The following is an 18674-nucleotide window of genomic DNA, read 5'->3' as shown; positions in this document are numbered from 1 at the left end:
GACTCGGCAGACCAGGCACGTCGCGAAAGGAGCCCCGCCACTCATGCAGATCCGAGCGCACGGCGTCGGGCGGTGGCCTGCTGCCGGATTCGGTCGGGAGCTCAGCCGGCCGAGATGATCACCTTGAGGGCGGACTCGTCCGCGGCACGGGAGAACGTGTCGTAGGCCTCATCGAACTGGTCGAAGGTGAAGTGATGGGTCACGAACTTCTCGGGTGCGATCTCACCCGAGGTGATCTGCTCTAACAGCTGGGGCGCTGTCGTCGCGTTGACGAGGCCAGTGGTGATCGTCAGGTTGTTGATCCAGTCGCGCTCGAGCGGGAACTGCACCGGCTCGCCATGCACTCCCACATTCGCGACATGGCCGCCTGGGCGGACCGCATCGAGTGCTGTGCCGAACGTCGCGGGAATGCCGACCGCCTCGATCGAGACATCGACACCCAGGCCATCGCTGGACAGCTTCTTCAGCTCTTCGACGACGTCGTGACCCTCGTTCACATCGAGCGTGTCGGTGGCACCGAAATCGCGTGCCGCCTCCAGGCGGAACTTGTTGCCGTCCACGGCGATGACCTTGCTCGCGCCGCTGTTCCTCGCGGTCATGATCGCCGCCAGTCCGACCGGGCCGGTCCCGATGACCGCAACAACGTCGCCCTTCTTGACCGCGCCGTTCAGGACACCGATCTCATAACCTGTCGGCAGAATGTCCGACAGCATCGTTCCCTGCTCTGCGGTGACTCCCTCGGGCAACGGGATGAGCCCGTTGTCCGCAAACGGAACCCGTACATACTCGGCCTGGGTGCCATCAATCAGGTGGCCGAAGATCCAGCCGATCCCCCCGAGCGTCTGACAGTGCGAGGTCAACCCTTCCCTGCAGTAGCTGCAGGTCCCGCACTTGCTGACGCACGAGATGATGACCCGGTCGCCAACTTTCACCTTGGCGCACTCTGAACCCACTTCGGTGATGACGCCAACTCCCTCGTGACCGAGGATCCGCCCGTCGGTGACGGCGGGCACGTCGCCCTTGAGGATGTGCAGGTCGGTCCCGCAGATCGTGGTCGTCTCCACCTTCACGATCGCATCCGTCGGGTCCTTCAGGGCCGGGTCGGGCACGGTCTCCCATGCCTTCTTGCCGGGTCCGCGATACACGAGTGCCTTCATGGTGGGCTCCTTCGTCTTCCGAGTGTGGGACGTGGTACGGAGTGTCCACCGCCTGAGCACCGCGCGCCGTCGCAAAATGAGACTGTCGCCGGGTCGACCAGCGAATGTGCCGCTCGGGCGGCGACCCCGGGCGATAGCGGGAGCAGGGGCGTCCAGCGGCGGTGCACAAGGCGCCCGGTGAGCGAGTCTGCCGGCGCGCGTGCGATCACCGGATGGAGTCTTTCCCGAGACAGTGGGCACGCGAAGGGGCTGGGGTGACCAATGGGGCCGCTGCCGCTCGCCCTCGGTGAGACTTCGCTGCATTGGTGGGCCGTGCCGTAGACTGACGTGCAGGTGGTCTTTTCCGCGGGTGTGGGGCCGCTGGCCGCTCGGCAGTACTGCAGCGGGTCCGGGTATGGCCTCCCTCCACCTGTGGCTGATGAGAGCCGGCTGCCGGTGCCCAGGAACATGGAGACGAACCTGAAAGACCGGGCGTGCCGTGTTGATCGGCAGTTGTCGTTCGCGCGTGACGAGTTTCTGCGCTCGGGGGAGCCGTTACCGACCCTGGTCCGGGGTCCGATCCAGGCGTCGTGGGCGCGTGCGGTGCGGCTTGGGCTGAGCCCGACGATGACCAGGCCCGCCTATGTGCACTGTCCGGCCGGGTCCAGTCGGCTGCTGCGGGTGGCGGGCCCGGTCCTTGCCCGGTTGGCGGGCGAGCTGAGTCGTGAACCGGTGAGTGTGGTCATGGCCGACTCGCACGGCCGGGTGCAGCAGCGGGTCTGCGGCGACGGCGCGCTGGTGCGGGCGATGGATGTCGTGTTCCTGGCTTCGGGATTCAGTGCTGCCGAGGACCAGGTCGGGACCAACGGGATCGGGACGACTCTGGAGGCGGGGGTCGCGACCCTGGTGACGGGGCATGAGCACTTCACCGATGAGCTGGGGGCGTTCTCCAGTGGTGGTGCCCTCATTCACCACCCGGTCTCGAGGGTGCTGATCGGGGCCGTGGAGTGCACCGTGCTGGACCGGCGCGCGAACACGTTGCTGATGGCGTTTGCCAGCTCGACCGCGCAGCGTATTGAGGCGCAGCTGTTGGAGGATACGAGCGCCCACGAACGGGCGCTCTTTTGCGACTACCTGTCGGCCTGCCGCTCGACACCTGGTGCCGTGCTGGCTCTCAACGCGGACGTGGTGATGATCAACCGCCGGTCGCAACAGCTCTTCGACGCCGCGGACCAGGCGGCGCTGTTGCAGCGCGCGGGCGACGTGGCCGGGTCACGCTCGACGGATACGATCGTCGTCGACCTACCCAGTGGCCTGGTGGCTCGGATGGAATACCGGCCTTCGTACCGCAACGCGGACCTGGCCGGTGGGGTGGTCCGCGTCCATGTCCAGCAGGGACCCGAGCGGACCAGCCACCCGTCGGCACCCGATGTTGGCACGTCGCCGGCGGCTCTGCCCGGCCTGGTGGGGATGAGCCCGATCTGGCGGCGAGTGGGGCAAGACGTCTCTGAGGTTCGTTCGCGCGGCGAAGCGGTGATCCTCGAAGGAGAGAGCGGGGTCGGCAAGGTCACGTTGGCTCGGGCGGTGCATGAGCTGCACTCGCCGGCGGGTCACCTGCGTGTCCTCGACCCGCCCGCGCCCAGCGACCTCGGCTGGTGGCTTGAGTCGGCGGCCGCGGAACTGACCGAAGGCGGTGGCACGCTCGTACTGCGCGACGGGCACCGGTGGCCCATCGAGGTGGTCTCCGGGCTCGCCAAGCTCCTCCTGGCGCAGGGCGCCGACCGAGCTTGTCCCACCGGCTCGTGGGTCGTCCTCACCCTGTCTGATATCCAGCGCAACCCGCTGGTCGACGCGGTGTTGGTGCCGTGTTTCTCCCGCAGCATCGTCGTCCCACCGTTGCGACACCACATCGAGGACCTGGAGCGTCTGGTTCCCACCCTGCTGCGGCGGATCGTCGGCGACGACAGTCTGCGACTGTCCCCTGCGGCGCTGCGTCGGCTCATGCTTCTTCCCTGGGCGGGAAACATCGGCGAGCTGCACCAGGTCCTGCACGGCATCGTCAGATACCGGCGTGCTGGCGTCATCGCGACCAGCGATCTGCCACCCAAGTGTCTTGCGACGGCTCGGCGACAATTGACTCTCATGGAGGAGCTCCAACGTGACGCCGTCCTTGAGTCGCTCGCCCGGCACGGCGGTAACAAGCAGGCCGCAGCCGAGGATCTCGGGGTCTCCCGGGCCACGATCTACCGCAGGATTCGCGAGTACGGGATCCCGCTGGCGTCCCCAATCCGAGTCTGAACGAGATCCACCGCCGGCGTTCAGGTTCGCCACTGGGGGCACAGGATCCGTACATCGGCGCGGGCGTGGGGCGGGGTGGGGTAATACCTATGGTGACCTGACCTTCGTGCGTGGCTGGGTTCAGATCCCGAAACCCTTGATCTTGCGGTAGATGGTCGCCCGCGACATTCCGAGCGACTCGGCAGCAAGATTCCGGTTGTCGTCATGGGTGTCCAGGGCGTCGACGATGGCGTCGCGTTCCAAGGCCTCCATCGTGGTGAGGCGACGCCGGCTGGCCGAGCGGCATTCGCCAGGTAGGTCAGCGAACTCGATGATGCCGGTTCGTCGCTGTCGCGCGGCCTCGGTGAGCACTTTCCGCAGCTGCTTAACGTTGCCGTGCCAGGGCAGGCGCATGAGCTGGTTCATCGCGTCGTCGGACAGGGCGAGTCGGCTCTCGCGGGATACCTGTCCGAGGAGGTGAGCCGCCAGTCGGGGCAGGTCGTCCATGTGGTGTCGCAATGCCGGAACCCCGACGGTGTGCGGGAAGTGCGGACGGAGCTCGGTGTCGATGGCGGCGTTGTGGGACTCGGCCGGCATGGTAATTGCCACCCAGGGCTGCGTATCGAGGCCGGTATTGCCCTGGCACTCGAGCAGCATTCCGGCCAGGGCGCTGATCGCTGTTTCGGGTAGGAGGTGCACCCTGCGCAGAATCAGTGCGCCTGCGCCCGGTTGTGGCTCGAGCTCTCCGGCGACCACGTCGAGCCATACCTCGGGGTCGTCGGCATCGGCGGCGTCCAGGACCCGTAGGTGGCCGGTGGGGTGTGTTGCGCGGTGTGCCCCGGTCAGCAGGGTGAGCTTGCCGACGCCGGGCTCCCCTTCGAGGACGAGCCATTCGGAGCGTCGGTTGCTGTCGAGGATCTTGTGACAGACGCGTTCCCAGGCGGGACTGGACCCGACGACGCCGGGTAGTCGTACCGCCGGCACGTGCCGTGGCTCGTGACCGCGCGTCGCGACCTGCGGTTTGATCTGCACGACGCCGCCGGCGAACACGTTCTGATCGGTGAACGTCGGTCGATAGCCCAGCCTCACCACCTGTCCACTGGGCAGGTCCGCCACGACGGTCGCGGCTTGTCTAGCCTCGGCGACGTCGGCGGATCGGGCGAGCAGTACGGACTGGTCGGCTACGTCGAAAGTCTGCTGGGTGTGCGCGTTCATCATGGTCAGCTCGCCGTTCAGCGCGAGCACGGAGCCGCCGGTGTGCTGGCAGGTCCACAGGTACTCGCGCACGAGGGTGACCTCGTTCAGGCTGGTCCGTTCAACCAGCCGATCCCGGATGCGCCGGGCGACTGCTCGCGCGAAACCGAGGAGCAGCGGGTTGGTGTCAGCAGCCCATGACGTCAGGTCCAGCAGACCCATCAATGCGGAGGTGAGGGGATGCATGATTGGCACTCCGGCGCATCCGAACTGGCAAAGGTCGCTCACGAAGTGCTCCCCGCCGGTCACCAGCGTGGGGGTGCGGGTTTCTATCGCGGTGCCGATCCCGTTGGTACCCACGGAGGACTCGGCATAGGTGAACCCGGGCGACAGCTGTGCCCTGTCAAGATGTTGAGTCAGCCCCCGGTCACCGCATACCCGGTCGAGCACGACACCGTTCGGGTCGGTCAGCAACAAGGCAACCGGTTCGTTGGCGATCTCGTGCGCGACGTCCTGCAACACCGGGCGCGCGCTGTCGCGCAGCAGCATCTGTCCATCGGCTCGCTCGATGTAGGTCGCCTGCACGTGCTCCGCGCCGACGGACAGGTGGCGCGACCGCACCCACGATGCGCGAATCTCGTCACGGACGGGAGCATCGTCGGCCAATCCGCCCTCGAGAAACAGTTCGCGGGAGCGCATCAGCGTGCCACCGGAGGGCGGTCCAGGGGGCATACGAGCCTCTCATCTCGGGCTGTGCTTCGGGTTACCCCATGCTACGGGCGGATACGGGCTCCAGCGTGCTAGGTCTCAGATTGAGACGCCCCCGGTGGCCGACTGCATCGACCCGGCGGGCCAGGACTATGCGACAGAGCCCGCCACTCCGATCGAGCTGGGGTTGCCCGAGGAGAACAGGTTTGAAGCAGCTTCTACCGTTGGATCGGTGTCCATTGCCTGGTGTCCTCGATGGTCATGACCCCTCCTCATCAAGGCGATTACCGGTGATGGGTTTCATCCGGTGATCTGCGTGTTGGGTGCGAAGTCCTGCTGTCCACGGGCGCGCCACGGCGCTACAAAGCCCCCTGCGATCAGTGCGTTCCAGCCGGAGAGGATCTCCTCGACCCTTCCCAGTTGCGCAGGCTCCGCGTCCGTCTCAATCTGAGACCAGCCGCGCGGGCGGTTCCTGCCCAACGGTGACCCCAGTAACGCGATGCCGGTGGCATATCCGTGCGCGGATTGCCCGCAATTCCGCGGTTTGCGGTCGGGAGGTCAGCCGAACGAGTCGCTGTCTCAGGCAGATTTGACACCACGGGTGTCCTGTTCGCAGCGTTCGATCGCACCAGTCGAGTGTGCGACTCTCGAGCATGACCGAAATCACGGCACGCACCCTCGAGGATGGCGATTGGCCGCTCTACCAGCGAACCCGGTTGGCCGCGCTGGCCGACGCGACAGACATGGTTGACACGTTCCTCGACCCTGCCGGAGGCGATGCGGCCGGTGTTCAGGACGGTTGGCATCACCGGGTGATTCGCACGCAGTACATCGTCGCCGAGTGCGGGCACGAACCGGTCGGACTGGTCTGTCTGGGACTGCACGAGAACCCAGAGGCCGGTGAAGTGTTCGGGCTGTGGACCGCGCCGGGTGCACCCGGGGACCGGGTCGCACGGACCCTGATGACGACCGCGGCTCGCAACGCCACCGAGAACGGCTGCCGGCTGCTCTACTTCTGGGCCGGTTCTGACGACGCGACCGCGATCAGCTTCGCGAGCGGCTTCGGCTTCCGTCCGATGGACGAACGCCGCCCGGCGCGGGTCACCGACGGCGACTCCCAGACCCAGGCGTTCGAGGTCGCGATGATGCTGGCACTGTAGGCGGACCCGGCGTCGTGAACGGAACCGCTGACCCGGCAGCACCGATGTTCTCTGAATAGCTAGGACGTGGCGGGTGTCGTAGATGTCAGGTTCTGCGGGTGCGGCGACGAATGACCTGGCATGCCTTGACGCCTACGGTGAGCCGATCCACCTCCCGCGAGGAAGGCAGCCGGATGGCACGTGCGTCACCCCGAGCTTCTTCGGCGGCGTACGTGACGTGGCCGCGATGATCCGTGCCAGATGCACCACGGATCTCCTGGTGCACTGGCTGTAAATCGACGTATCACTACTCGACGAGCGCCGAATAGACCAGCTGCTTGAGCTCCGACCGAACCGGGTAGGCACTGGATGGCATGACCTGGGTCATGAACACGATCGTCATATCCTCGGCGGGGTCGACCCAGAAGTAGGTGGATGCCATCCCGCCCCAGCCGAACTCACCGGCCGAACTGGCAAGTGCCGCACGCACCGGGTCGATGGTGACCGAGAAGCCTAGGCCGAAGCCGACACCCCGGAAGGGCGTCTCGGCAAACAGCGGTATGCCGAACTCGTCGAGGTCGGCGCCTCCGGGCAGATGGTTGCGAGTCATGAAGGAGACCGTGCGGTCGCTGAGCAGGCGCACGTCGCCGAGCCGTCCACCGTGCAGCAGCAGGTCGGTGAACCGGGTGTAGTCGGCCATCGAGGAGACCAGGCCGCCGCCACCGGAGAGGATCGCCGGTTGCGACCGGGCGGCCCGCCCGATCTGGTCGAGTGGCACGATGCCATCCGGTCCCAGTCCGTAGAGCGTCGCCAGCCGGTCGACGTCGACGGCGTGGAACGCGGTGTCACTCATCTCGAGCGGCCCAAGGATGTGGTCGCGGAAGAAGTCGTCCAGCGACTGCCCGGAGACGACCTCGACCACCCGCCCGAGGACGTCCGTGGCAACCGAGTAGTTCCAACTCGTGCCGGGGTCGAACCGCAGCGGGACCTGGGCATAGAGGTCGCATGCCTTCGCCAGGTCGGTGCCGGCGGGCGGAGCGAACTCGTCGATGCACCCGCGCAGGATCTCGTCGGTGACGTGCACGCGGTGGAAGCCGTATGTGAGCCCGGCGGTGTGCGTCATGAGGTGCTTGATCCGGATCGGTTCGGTGGCCGGCCGGGTCACCGGCGCGGGCGCCGGCCCGCCGACATACACCCGGACGTCCTCGAAGGCCGGGACGTACTTCGACACCGGTTCGGACAGATCCAGTGCGGCCCGCTCGTAGAGCATCATCGCGGCCACGGTGGTGATCGGCTTGGTCATCGAGTAGATGCGGTAGAGCGTGTCCGGCGTGATCGGCGCATCGGTCGCCATGTCGCGTCGCCCGTATGCCGTGCTGTGGGCGACCTGGCCGTGCCGGTTCACCTGGACATGGAAGCCGGGCAGGCGACCGTCATCCACGTACGCTCGCAGATGCGCGTCCAGGCGGTCTAGTCGACCGGCGTCGAGGCCGGTTGTCGGGGAGTGCGTCATGATGCCAGTCTCCACTCGGCGAGATGGGGCGGTCCGTTGCGGTGTTGCGGTTTGGGATTCCAAGGTTCACCTTGCACACTGTGAGCATGCTCTGGCTTATTCTTGCGCTGCTCGTGTCTGTCGTCCTTGCAGCGGTCGTGGTGGGCCTGGTCGCCGTGCCCGCGCGGCGCGAGGGTCGAGCGATGCTGACCGAACGTGGCGAGACCCTTGTGTCCTCGGTTGCGGAGCGCAAGGAGCGCGTCGCGACGACCGCCAAGAAGACGGGCGCCTCAGTGACGCGTCGGTCTGGAAAGTCGGATGGTCAGTCGGTGGAGACGAGCGACAACACTGCCTCCGACGAGTCGGCCACGGCCACCGAGCCGGCTGCTGCGCACCCCGCCGACACGGAAGACTCCGGCTCAGACGCTCAAAAGACCGCGGGCTGAGGGGCTTCTCGCTCACTAGACCACGCTGACCGGTGCAGCGCCTGTGCAGGCGCTGCACCGGTTTGTCATGATGTGCGGGTGGACACGCTTTGGGAGATCCTCACCGTCATCACCATCCTCGTCGTCGGCGGCATCACGCTGGCCGTCGCGCTGGTGCGTGGTCGCAGAGACAAGCACTCGTCGCCGCCACCGGTCGCACCGCCGGCCCGCGAGACCAAGACGCGCGAGCGCAATACCTATCAACCTGGTGGCGCGGCAAAGATTGACACCAGCAAGGGAGGGACACCTCCACCTCCGGTCTCGCAGACTGGGACGACCGCCGAGAGCGGGGCCACCCCGCCACCCGCTGCTCCGGCCGAGAGGGCCGCCAAGCAGGGCGGCTCGTCGCCCATGGCGGCGGCCGATACGGGTGCAGGAGAGCTCGTCGCGCCGGCGACCGGCGACCCGGTGCAGGGGCCGGGAGACCGGGCCGGCGCCGACGTCTCGGACGGCGCACCTGCGGACGAGACGGTTCTCGAGGAGCCGGACCAGGAGGTCATCGAGCACCCCGAGTCGGCTCGCGGCCGGATGGGACGGCTGCGCGGACGGCTCGCCGGATCCAACAGCGCCATGGGCAAGGGTCTGCTCGGCATCCTGTCGGCCGGGACCCTCGACGAGGCGGTCTGGGAAGAGGTCGAGGACACGCTGCTCGGCGCCGACCTGGGCGTTGAGGCCACGACCGAGCTGGTCGACAACCTGCGGTCCCGGGTGAAGGCCGAGGGTGCGCCGGCTCCGGAGCAACTGGAGGGATGGCTGCACGAAGAGCTGCTCAAGCTGGTCGATCCGTCGATGGATCGGCGCATCGCGGCGAGCCGCGTCGGGGACCGGCCCGCCGTGGTGATGGTGGTCGGCGTCAACGGAACCGGCAAGACGACGACGGTGGGCAAGCTGGCGCGCGTGCTCGTCGCCGAGGACAAGCAGGTCGTGCTCGGCGCGGCCGACACGTTTCGTGCGGCCGCCGCCGATCAGTTGGAGACCTGGGGAGCCCGGGTAGGCGTGCCGACCGTGCGTTCGCAGCGCGAGGGCGCCGATCCGGCAGCGGTGGCGTTCGATGCCGTCAAGGACGCGCACGAGTCCGAGGCCGACGTGGTGATCATCGACACCGCCGGCCGGCTGCACAACAAGGTCGGCCTGATGGATGAGCTGGCGAAGGTCAAGCGGGTCATCGAGAAGCGCAGCCCCATCGACGAGTGCATTCTGGTGCTCGACGCCACCACCGGTCAGAACGGGATGCGCCAGGCCGAGGTGTTCGCCAAGGCGGTCAACATCACCGGTGTGGCACTGACCAAGCTGGATGGCACCGCCAAGGGCGGCATCGTGGTGCTGGTGCAGCGGGAGCTCGGGGTGCCGGTCAAGCTGGTAGGCCTGGGTGAGGGCGCCGACGATCTGGCGCCGTTCGATCCGAAGGCCTTCGTCGACGCGGTGCTCGACTAGGAGCACCTCGCCCACCCTGCCGGGGGCGCGCTTCAGGCGGCAACCATGCGGTAGAGGAGACAGCCGTTCAGGACGCTGACGAAGAGGGTCACCAGGAACGTCAGCGCACGGGTGACTCGGCGATTGGTCATGTCGGTCATCACGCGGCGATCCCCGGTAATGAGCAGCAGCGGCACGAGCGCGAACCGGATCCCGAAGGAGAGGACGAGGGAGTAGACCTCACTGCAGGCGTGTCAGCGGGTGTCGCCCGGCCGGCTGTCCATCCGCCGGTCCGAGCGCACCATCGGGTCGTGCAGCATCCAGCGGATGGCGCCTGCGCCGCCGTTTCCGGCAAGGCGTAGGCCGCGGCGGCCACCGGGTGGCAGCCGCACCCCGAACATCTCCAGGGCATACGGCGGCAGCGTCGCGAGCGCCCCGGCGACCAATGACAGGTATGCCGGTCGTGCCGCAAGGGGCATCGGCGGCCGCCACAGGATGAACCGGAGCACCTCCCGGGCAGCCGGGGTGATCTCCAGCTCCGGTTCGAACGCGGCGAGGGCTGCCCGCAGGTCGGCCACCGACTGCGGAGGGTCGATCACCCCGAGACGAGCTGCGGCGACACCGGTCTGCGCGACATACGTGTCGGCCTCCTGCGGGGTCAGCGTCGACTCACCGAATGCCTCGAAACAGGCAAGGAACCCGTCGATCTCCGCGACGTGCACCCAGCGCAGCAGATGCGGGTCGGTCGCCGCGTAACCCCGACCGTCGGGAGCGACGCCCTGGATGTGGCTGTGGATCGTGTTGATGCGATCCAACAGTCGTTCGGAGTCCTCGATCGTGCCGAAGGTCGTCTGCGAGATGAAGTTGCTCGTCGACTGCAGGCGTCCCCACACATCGCTCTGATAGTCGGAGAAGTCGGTCACCCCCGCCATCGCCAGCGGATGAAGCGACTGCAGCAGCAGCGCACGGATGCCACCGAGAAACATCGAGGCATCCAGATGCACCCGCCAGATCGGGTCGTCCGGCGTGAACCAGCGCGGGCCGGGACGTCCCCAGATCTGGTCGGCGCGACCGGTGGCATTGTCACCGGCAACCCGGTCCCGCAGCGCCAGCGCCGCGCGATGTCGGACGGCGTCGTGCACCGCGAGGACCGGGCGAGGCAGCCGGTCCATGGTGAGCGTCATACGTCCAGTATGTGCGGGCGGCCGCAACGTGAAGTTAACGCCCCGGCGCACGCCGCAACATGCCGGTAACACGCCAGGGCGCCGGCTGAAACGCGCGTCGCGCAGATTACCCGTATGACATATGCAACCCTCTCCGCGGCGGCAGCGGCGGCACACATCGACACCGGTGACACCGCCTGGGTGCTCGCATCGGCAGCCCTTGTGCTGCTGATGACACCCGGGCTCGCGCTGTTCTACGGCGGCATGGTCCGCAGCAAGAGCGTCCTCAACATGATGATGATGAGCTTCATCAGCCTGGGCACCGTCGGTGTCGCCTGGATCCTGTGGGGATACAGCGAGTCGTTCGGGCCCGATCTGGGCCATGGACTGCTCGGCAACCCCTTCTCCCACTTCGGGCTGCACGGAGTGATGGACCAGGTGTATGGCGGCATTCCCGGGCCGGCATTCGTGGCCTTCCAATCGGTCTTTGCGATCATCGCCGTCGCGCTCGTGTCGGGCGCGATCGCGGACCGCGCAAAGTTCACGACCTGGACTCTTTTCACGGTGATCTGGGCGACGATCGTCTACTTCCCGGCGGCCCACTGGGTCTTCGCTTTCAACGGCTACGCGGCGAACACGGGTGGCTGGATCGCCAACAACCTGAAGGTGATCGACTTCGCCGGTGGGACCGCGATCCACATCAACGCCGGTGCCGCCGGGCTGGCACTGGCACTGGTGCTGGGCAAGCGAGTGGGCTTCGGCAGTGATCCGATGCGCCCACACAACCTGACGCTGGTGATGATCGGCGCCGGACTGCTCTGGTTCGGCTGGTTCGGCTTCAACGCCGGATCGGCGCTCGGGTCGGGGGCGCTCGCAGCGGGCGTCTGGATCGACACCCTCGCCGCGACAGCCGCCGCCATGCTCGGCTGGCTGCTGCTCGAGAAGTTTCGTGACGGTCACGCCACGTCACTGGGTGCCGCCTCCGGAGTCGTCGCGGGCCTCGTGGCGATCACCCCGGCATGTTCCACGTTGAGCCCCATCGGCTCGATCGCCCTTGGTCTGGTCGCGGGGATGACGTGTGCCTGGGCGGTGGGCCTGAAGCACCGGTTCGGTTTCGACGACAGCCTGGACGTCGTGGGCGTGCACCTGGTCGGGGGCATCGTCGGAACGCTGGGGATCGGGCTGCTCGCCACGACCACCAACAGTCCGGCCGGCTCCGCGAGCGTGTCCGGTCTGTTCTACGGCGGCGGACTGAACCAGCTCTGGCGTCAGGCGGTCGGTGCCGCCGTGGTGCTCGTCTTCTCCTTCGTTGTCACCTACGCGATCGGCTGGGTCCTGCAGAAGACTGTCGGGTTCCGCATCACGGAGGACGACGAGATGGCCGGTATCGACCAGATCGAGCATGTCGAGACCGGCTACGACCTCGGCCACCTGTTCGGTGGCAGTCGCACCCATCGCGCACCGCAGCAGGCGCGCACGACCACCAAGGAAGGGGCCGGCGTATGAGACTTGTCACCGCGATCATCAAGCCGTTCAAGCTGGAGGACGTCAAGGAGGCACTCGAGTCGTACGGCATCACCGGGATCACGCTCAGCGAGGCGACCGGCTTCGGCCGGCAGCGCGGACACAGCGAGGTCTACCGCGGCGCGGAATACAAGGTGGATTTCGTGCCGAAGCTGCGGCTCGAAGTGGTGGTCGAGGACCAGGACGCCGACGGTGTCGTCGATGTCATCGTCAAGTCCGCACAGACCGGCCGGATCGGAGACGGCAAGGTCTGGACGACGGCCGTGGACGACATGGTCCGGGTCCGGACGGGGGAGCGAGGTGCGTCGGCGCTGTAAGACATCCCCGAGCCCGGGGTAAGCGGCAGGTGACCAGTGCGGCGTCCCGCAATACAGAGTTAACGCTCGCACGGTCGATGAAACACGCCCGTAACACGACGTGGTGCTCGACGAAACGTGGATCCCGCAGATTGTCGATATGAGATCCGCCTCCCTCGCCGCCGCATCCCCGAATGCGGGAGACACCGCCTGGGTGCTGCTGTGTGCCGCGCTCGTCCTGCTGATGACACCCGGGCTCGCGCTGTTCTACGGCGGGATGGTCCGCAGCAAGAGCGTCCTCAACATGATGATGATGAGCTTCATCGGAATGGGCACGGTCAGTGTGAGCTGGATCCTGTGGGGCTACAGCGAGACCTTCGGGCCCGATCTGGGCGACGGCTTGCTCGGTGACCCGTTCACCCATTTCGGTCTGCACGGGGTCATGCGGGCGGTCTACGGCCCGGTCGGCAAAGGCATCCCGGCCCCCGCCTTTGTGGCGTTTCAGGTGGTCTTCGCCATCATCGCGGTGGCGCTGGTCTCGGGGGCGATCGCGGACCGGGCGAAATTTGCGACCTGGACGGGGTTCACCGTGCTGTGGGCAACGTTGGTCTACTTCCCCGCAGCGCACTGGGTCTTCGCGCTGAGCGGGTATGCCGCACGCGCCGGAGGCTGGATCGTCAACGACCTGCATGTGGTCGACTTCGCCGGCGGGACGGTGATCGAGATCAACGCGGGAGCCGCCGGACTCGCCCTCGCGCTGGTGCTGGGCAAGCGGGTGGGCTTCGGGAAGGAACCGATGCGCCCGCACAACCTGACCCTGGTGATGATCGGCGCCGGGCTGCTGTGGTTCGGCTGGTTCGGGTTCAACGCCGGGTCTGCCCTGTCCGCGGGCACCCTGGCCGCGGGGGTGTGGATCAACACATTGGCGGCCGGCGCGGCCGGGATGCTGGGGTGGCTGGCGGTGGAACGAACCCGTGACGGTCGACTGACCTCGCTCGGGGCGGTGTCGGGCCTGGTCGCCGGACTGGTCGCGATCACCCCGTCCTGCTCGGTGCTGAGCCCGGTGGGGTCGGTGCTGCTGGCCGCGGTGGCCGGCGCGGTGTGCGCGTGGGCGGTCGGCCTGAAGCACCGGTTCGGCTTCGACGACAGCCTGGACGTGGTCGGGGTGCACCTAGTCGGCGGCCTGATCGGCACGCTGGGGATCGGCCTGCTGGCCACCCCGGGAGGCCCGGCCGGTGCGACCGGCCCGACCGGACTGTTCTACGGCGGCGGGCTGGACCAGCTCGGGCGGCAGGCGCTCGGGGCGGGCGCGGTGCTCATCTTCTCGTTTGTCATGACCTACGCGATCGGCCTGGCGTTGCAGAAGACCGTCGGTTTCCGCGTCACCGAGGATGATGAGCGGGCCGGTATCGACCAGATCGAGCACGCCGAGACCGGGTACGACCTCGGTCACCTGTTCAGCAGCGGCCGCACCAACCCCACGCACCATGGACGACTCACCGACCGAGAAGGAGCAGGACTATGAGGCTCGTGACGGCGATCATCAAGCCGTTCAAGCTGGAGGATGTCAAGGAGGCCCTCGAGGCCTACGGCATCACCGGCATCACCGTCAGCGAGGCGACCGGCTACGGCCGTCAGCGCGGCCACAGCGAGGTCTACCGCGGGGCGGAGTACAAGGTGGATTTCGTGCCGAAGCTGCGACTGGACGTGGTGGTCGAGGATGTGGACGCACGCAGTGTCGTCGACGTGATCGTCAAGTCCGCGCAGACCGGCCGGATCGGAGACGGCAAGGTCTGGACGACGCCGGTCGACGACATGGTGCGGGTGCGGACGGGGGAGCGGGGGGCGTCGGCGCTGTGAGTCGGTCGCTGCGCCCCAGCGAGTCTGCGCGCTTGAAGCTCGCGGGAACCCGTGAGTTCCAGGCGCAATCGGGAGGTACCTCCACCGACGCGCCGGCAGGACCCGGCCGCCGGGGTCGGCTCACGGCCTACGCGCGCGAGACGCTGTGTGACATCTGGCAGGAGGCGTGCGGGACGCATCACCGGGACGGGGTGGCGCTCGCCGCCGTCGGAAGCCTGGCACGGGGAGACCTCGGTCCGCTCAGCGACTTCGATCTGGTCCTGCTGCATGACGGGCGCACTCTGGGCAATGATGACGTCGAGGCGCTCGCCGCACGGGTGTGGTATCCCCTGTGGGACGCCGGGTTCCGGCTCGATCACAGCGTGCGCACTCGGGCCCAGTGCCGCAAGGTCGCCGCGGACGACCTGACCGCGGCCGTGGGGCTGCTCGACATCACCACCGTGGCGGGTGACCCGGAGCTGGTCGCCGGTGTGCAGGGCAGCATTGCGCACGACTGGCGCGCGAATGCCCGGCGTCGGCTGCCCGAGCTCTTCGACGGCGTGCGTGCCCGGCACGAGCGGTATGGCGACGTCGCCACCTCCATCGATCCCGACCTGAAGGAGGGGCGGGGTGGGCTGCGGGACATGACCGTGTTGCGAGCCCTGGCCACGGCCTGGCTGACCGACCGCCCGCACGGTGACGTCGACCTCGCCCACGCGGCCCTGCTCGACGTGCGAGACGCGCTGCACGTGGTCACCGGTCGTGGCCGCGACCGACTGGTGCGCGAGGAGCAGGACGCGGTCGCCGCGCTGCTCGGCCACCCGGACTCCGATGCGCTGATGACCGCCGTGACGCAGGCCGCGCGCTCGGTCTCGTTTGCGTTGGATGCCACGACCCGCCGGGCCACGCAGTCCCAGCGCGCCCGAACCCTTCGGTCCGGCCCGCGGCGGCCGCGGCTGACCCCGCTCGGTTACGGCTGCTACGAGCACGACGGCGAGGTGGTGCTCGGACCGGGGGCGGACGCAGGCGACCCGTTGCTCATCCTGCGGGCGGCGCGGCTGGCCGCGGCGCGCTCGCTGCCGCTGGCCCCTGCGACCGTCGCCCGGCTGGCGGTCGCGGCCAGACCGCCGACCGATCCCTGGCCGCCCGAGCTGCGTGACGCGTTCATGGACCTCCTCGCGGCCGGCCCGGGCCTGGTCACGGTGTGGGAGGCGCTCGACATGGGCAGGTTCATCGACCTGCTCATTCCGGAGTGGTCCGCGGTCCGTGGACGACCGCAGCGCGGCGGGGTGCATGTGCACACGGTGGATCGGCACCTGATCGAGACCGTGGTGCGGGCAGGCGAGCTGCGCGCGCAGGTGCGTCGTCCGGATCTGTTGCTGCTGGCGGCGCTCCTGCACGACATCGGCAAGGTTGCCGGTTCGCGTGACCACAGTGCCGAGGGTGCGCCCGTCGCTGCGGCGATCGCTCGCCGATCAGGGCTGCAGAGCGATGAAGCGGAGCTGGTGCGGCTGCTGGTCCGTGAGCACCTGGCGCTGGCCGATCTGGCCACTCGGCGAGACGTGGCCGAACCGGCCACGGTGACCGCACTGCTTGATGTCGTAGGACACCAGCGGGACGTGCTCGACCTGCTGGCGGGGCTGACGCGCGCGGACGCGCTCGCGGCCGGGCCGAAGGCGTGGACTCCGTGGCGCGCGTCCCTGATCGTCGAGCTGGCCGATCGGGCTCGTGCTTCGCTGGGCAGCGCCGAGGTCGCCGCCCCGGAGCCGTCCGACGTCCCCGAGCCTCATGGTCACCTTGACGGTGAGGTCCCTCGGGTGACGATCCATCGGGATCCGGCCGGTGCGCGTATCGAGATCACCGACCACGACCGGAGCGGGTTGTTCGCCGATACGGCAGGACTGTTGAGCGCCCATGGTCTGGTGGTCCGCTCGGCGCGGGTGCGCACGCTCGGGGGGCTGGCACTGGATACCTGGCATGTCGAGGCGACGACCGGGGACCTGCCGGAGGCGGCCGGGCTGGTGCGGTCCCTGCGACGGATGGAGGCCGGAGATCGCACCCCGCTGCGGTCCCTGGCGGGTCGCCGTCCGTGCCGTGCCGCGGGGCTGGTCACCCGAGCGACCGTCATACCCGGGGCCGGGGCAGAGGTAACCGCGATCGAGGTGCGCGCGCAGGACCACCCCGGGCTGCTCTATGACGTGGGTCGGGTCTTTGCGGGTTTCGCGCTTGCCGTGCGGTCCGCCCACGTCGCGACGTATGCGGGGCAGAGCCTGGACACGTTCTACCTGACCCCGGACGGGAGGGGACCGCTCACACCGCCGGACGTGGCGCGCCTGATCGGCGCGGTGATCGACGCATGCGATGGGGTGGACGAGGCGGACAGCACGGGGAGATAGCCTGTCCCCGTGTTTAACAGCCTGTCAGACCGCCTGACCGCGACGTTCAAGAACCTCCGCGGCAAGGGACGCCTGTCCGAGTCCGACGTCAACGCGACGGTCCGGGACATCCGGCTCGCCCTGATCGATGCCGATGTGGCGACCCCGGTCGTGCGCGAGTTCACCGGTCGCGTGCGAGAGCGGGCGACCGGCGCCGAGGTCAGCGCCGCCCTGAACCCCGCCCAGCAGGTCGTCAAGATCGTCAACGAGGAGCTCGTCAGCATCCTGGGGGGTGAGACGCGCCAGCTCGCGCTCGCCAAGCGGCCGCCGACGGTCATCATGCTGGCGGGACTGCAGGGTTCCGGTAAGACCACCTTTGCGGGCAAGCTGGCCAGGCTGCTGCGCGACCAGGGGCACTTCCCGGTGCTGGTCGCCGCCGACCTCCAGCGCCCGAACGCCGTCACCCAGCTGCAGGTCGTTGGCGACCGGGCCAAGGTGCCGGTATTCGCCCCCGAGCCGGGCAACGTCGGCGGTCACGACTCTGCGACCGACTTCGGTGAGGGCACCCGGTCATTTGGCGACCCGGTGTGGGTCGCACAGGCCGGCGTCGGACAGGCGAAGGTGCGGCAGTACGACGTGGTCATCGTCGACACCGCCGGCCGGCTCGCGGTGGACGAGAACCTGATGCAGCAAGCCGCCGACATCCGCGCGGCGATCCAGCCCGACGAGGTGCTCTTCGTCATCGACGCGATGATCGGCCAGGCAGCGATCGAGACGGCGCTCGCCTTCCAGAAGAGCGTCGACTTCACCGGCGTCGTGCTCTCCAAACTCGACGGCGACGCCCGCGGTGGCGCGGCCCTCTCGGTGGCGTCGGTCACCGGTCGTCCGATCATGTATGCCTCGACCGGCGAGCAGGTCAAGGACATCGAGGTCTTCCACCCCGACCGGATGGCGTCGCGCATCCTGGACATGGGCGATGTGCTCACCCTGATCGAGCAAGCGGAGAAGGCCTTCGACAAGCAGCAGGCCGCCGAGATGGCGCGCAAGCTGATGGACGAGGAGGACTTCACCTTCGACGACTTCCTGCAGCAGATGGCGGCCATCAAGAAGATGGGCAACCTCAAGTCGCTGCTCGGGATGATGCCCGGCATGGCGGGCATGCGCGACCAGCTCAATGCCCTCGACGAGCGCGAGTTCGACCGGGTCGAGGCCATGGTCCAGTCGATGACGCCCTACGAGCGCACGCACCCCAAGGCCATCAACGGGTCTCGCCGCTCCCGCATCGCCGGGGGCTCGGGGGTCACCGTCTCCGAGGTGAACTCCCTGCTCGAGCGCTTCACCCAGGCGCAGAAGATGATGCGGCAGATGACCAGGGGTGGCGGCATGCCCGGTATGCCGGGGATGCCCGGCATGGGCGGCGGGGGTAAGCGCGGTAAGCAGCAGGTCAAGAAGAAGAAGGGCAAGAGCGGCAACCCGGCCAAGCGCGCGCAACAGGAACTCGACGCCGAGCAGCGGTCGGTGCAGGCACGCGAGAAGGCGATCGGCAATGCGTTCGGCGCGCACGATGGGCCCGACATGTCGGACCTGAAGCTGCCGAAGGGTTTCGAGAAGTTCCTCGATAGCAAGGACTGAG

Annotated in this window: 15 protein-coding genes; 11 read left to right on the top strand and 4 right to left on the bottom strand. The window is 68.1% G+C overall.

From position 1 onward, the window contains the following. Positions 1-101 precede the first annotated feature (101 nt). The gene (locus FGL98_RS13555) at positions 102-1157 is read right to left on the bottom strand and encodes a zinc-dependent alcohol dehydrogenase family protein (protein WP_146317305.1); all 1056 of its coding nucleotides are present in this window, start codon (positions 1155-1157) and stop codon (positions 102-104) included. 411 nt (positions 1158-1568) lie between these two features. On the opposite strand from FGL98_RS13555, the gene FGL98_RS13550 reads away from it, so the two are divergent. Beyond that, positions 1569-3434: a sigma-54-dependent Fis family transcriptional regulator gene (locus tag FGL98_RS13550; RefSeq protein ID WP_146317304.1), complete on the top strand. Its 1866-nt coding sequence runs from the start codon at positions 1569-1571 to the stop codon at positions 3432-3434. A gap of 120 nt (positions 3435-3554) precedes the next feature. On the opposite strand, the gene FGL98_RS13545 is transcribed toward FGL98_RS13550, so the two are convergent. After that, a complete protein-coding gene (locus FGL98_RS13545; RefSeq protein ID WP_146317303.1) occupies positions 3555-5339 on the bottom strand; it encodes a sigma-54-dependent Fis family transcriptional regulator in 1785 nt (594 codons plus the stop codon). Positions 5340-5968: 629 nt separating this feature from the next. Between FGL98_RS13545 and FGL98_RS13540 the strand changes: the two genes are divergently transcribed. Then, positions 5969-6475 (top strand): GNAT family N-acetyltransferase, encoded by a 507-nt coding sequence (locus FGL98_RS13540; protein ID WP_146317302.1) that lies wholly within the window; start codon positions 5969-5971, stop codon positions 6473-6475. Between the two features lie 82 nt (positions 6476-6557). Continuing rightward, complete coding sequence (locus FGL98_RS13535) at positions 6558-6749, top strand: hypothetical protein (RefSeq protein ID WP_146317301.1); 192 nt, start codon at positions 6558-6560, stop codon at positions 6747-6749. Between the two features lie 12 nt (positions 6750-6761). Here FGL98_RS13535 and FGL98_RS13530 read toward each other — a convergent pair whose 3' ends face one another. Then, on the bottom strand, positions 6762-7967 hold the full coding sequence (locus FGL98_RS13530; protein ID WP_146317300.1) for a serine hydrolase domain-containing protein: 1206 nt from the start codon (positions 7965-7967) through the stop codon (positions 6762-6764). 86 nt (positions 7968-8053) lie between these two features. Here FGL98_RS13530 and FGL98_RS13525 point away from each other — a divergent pair, with 86 nt between their 5' ends. Further along, the gene (locus FGL98_RS13525; protein WP_146317299.1) at positions 8054-8392 is read left to right on the top strand and encodes a hypothetical protein; all 339 of its coding nucleotides are present in this window, start codon (positions 8054-8056) and stop codon (positions 8390-8392) included. Between the two features lie 78 nt (positions 8393-8470). Beyond that, positions 8471-9865: a signal recognition particle-docking protein FtsY gene (gene ftsY, locus FGL98_RS13520; RefSeq protein ID WP_146317298.1), complete on the top strand. Its 1395-nt coding sequence runs from the start codon at positions 8471-8473 to the stop codon at positions 9863-9865. A 233-nt stretch (positions 9866-10098) separates the two neighbouring features. Here ftsY and FGL98_RS13515 read toward each other — a convergent pair whose 3' ends face one another. Next, positions 10099-11028, bottom strand: a complete 930-nt coding sequence (locus FGL98_RS13515; RefSeq protein WP_146317297.1) for an oxygenase MpaB family protein — start codon at positions 11026-11028, stop codon at positions 10099-10101. Between the two features lie 114 nt (positions 11029-11142). On the opposite strand from FGL98_RS13515, the gene FGL98_RS13510 reads away from it, so the two are divergent. The 6 genes from FGL98_RS13510 (at position 11143) to ffh (ending at position 18673) form a co-directional block, all read left to right on the top strand. Beyond that, positions 11143-12513 (top strand): ammonium transporter, encoded by a 1371-nt coding sequence (locus FGL98_RS13510; RefSeq protein ID WP_186526166.1) that lies wholly within the window; start codon positions 11143-11145, stop codon positions 12511-12513. After that, complete coding sequence (locus tag FGL98_RS13505; protein ID WP_146317296.1) at positions 12510-12848, top strand: P-II family nitrogen regulator; 339 nt, start codon at positions 12510-12512, stop codon at positions 12846-12848. The genes FGL98_RS13510 and FGL98_RS13505 overlap by 4 nt, the downstream gene beginning before the upstream one ends. Positions 12849-12987: 139 nt before the next feature. Beyond that, positions 12988-14352 carry an ammonium transporter gene (locus FGL98_RS13500; RefSeq protein ID WP_146317295.1) on the top strand — a complete coding sequence of 455 codons (1365 nt, stop codon included), beginning with the start codon at positions 12988-12990 and terminating at the stop codon, positions 14350-14352. Continuing rightward, a complete protein-coding gene (locus tag FGL98_RS13495) occupies positions 14349-14687 on the top strand; it encodes a P-II family nitrogen regulator (RefSeq protein ID WP_146317294.1) in 339 nt (112 codons plus the stop codon). Before FGL98_RS13500 ends, FGL98_RS13495 begins: the two co-directional genes overlap by 4 nt. 32 nt (positions 14688-14719) lie before the next feature. Beyond that, positions 14720-17062, top strand: a complete 2343-nt coding sequence (locus FGL98_RS13490; RefSeq protein WP_246136542.1) for a [protein-PII] uridylyltransferase — start codon at positions 14720-14722, stop codon at positions 17060-17062. A 9-nt stretch (positions 17063-17071) separates the two neighbouring features. Then, complete coding sequence (gene ffh / locus FGL98_RS13485) at positions 17072-18673, top strand: signal recognition particle protein (protein WP_146317293.1); 1602 nt, start codon at positions 17072-17074, stop codon at positions 18671-18673. The last annotated feature ends 1 nt before the right edge of the window (position 18674 follow it).

Origin of the sequence: Leekyejoonella antrihumi (assembly GCF_007845645.1) — a bacterium.
In the GTDB taxonomy this organism is placed as follows: Bacteria; Actinomycetota; Actinomycetes; order Actinomycetales; family Dermatophilaceae; genus Leekyejoonella; species Leekyejoonella antrihumi.
This window is presented reverse-complemented; position numbering and strand designations above follow the sequence as displayed.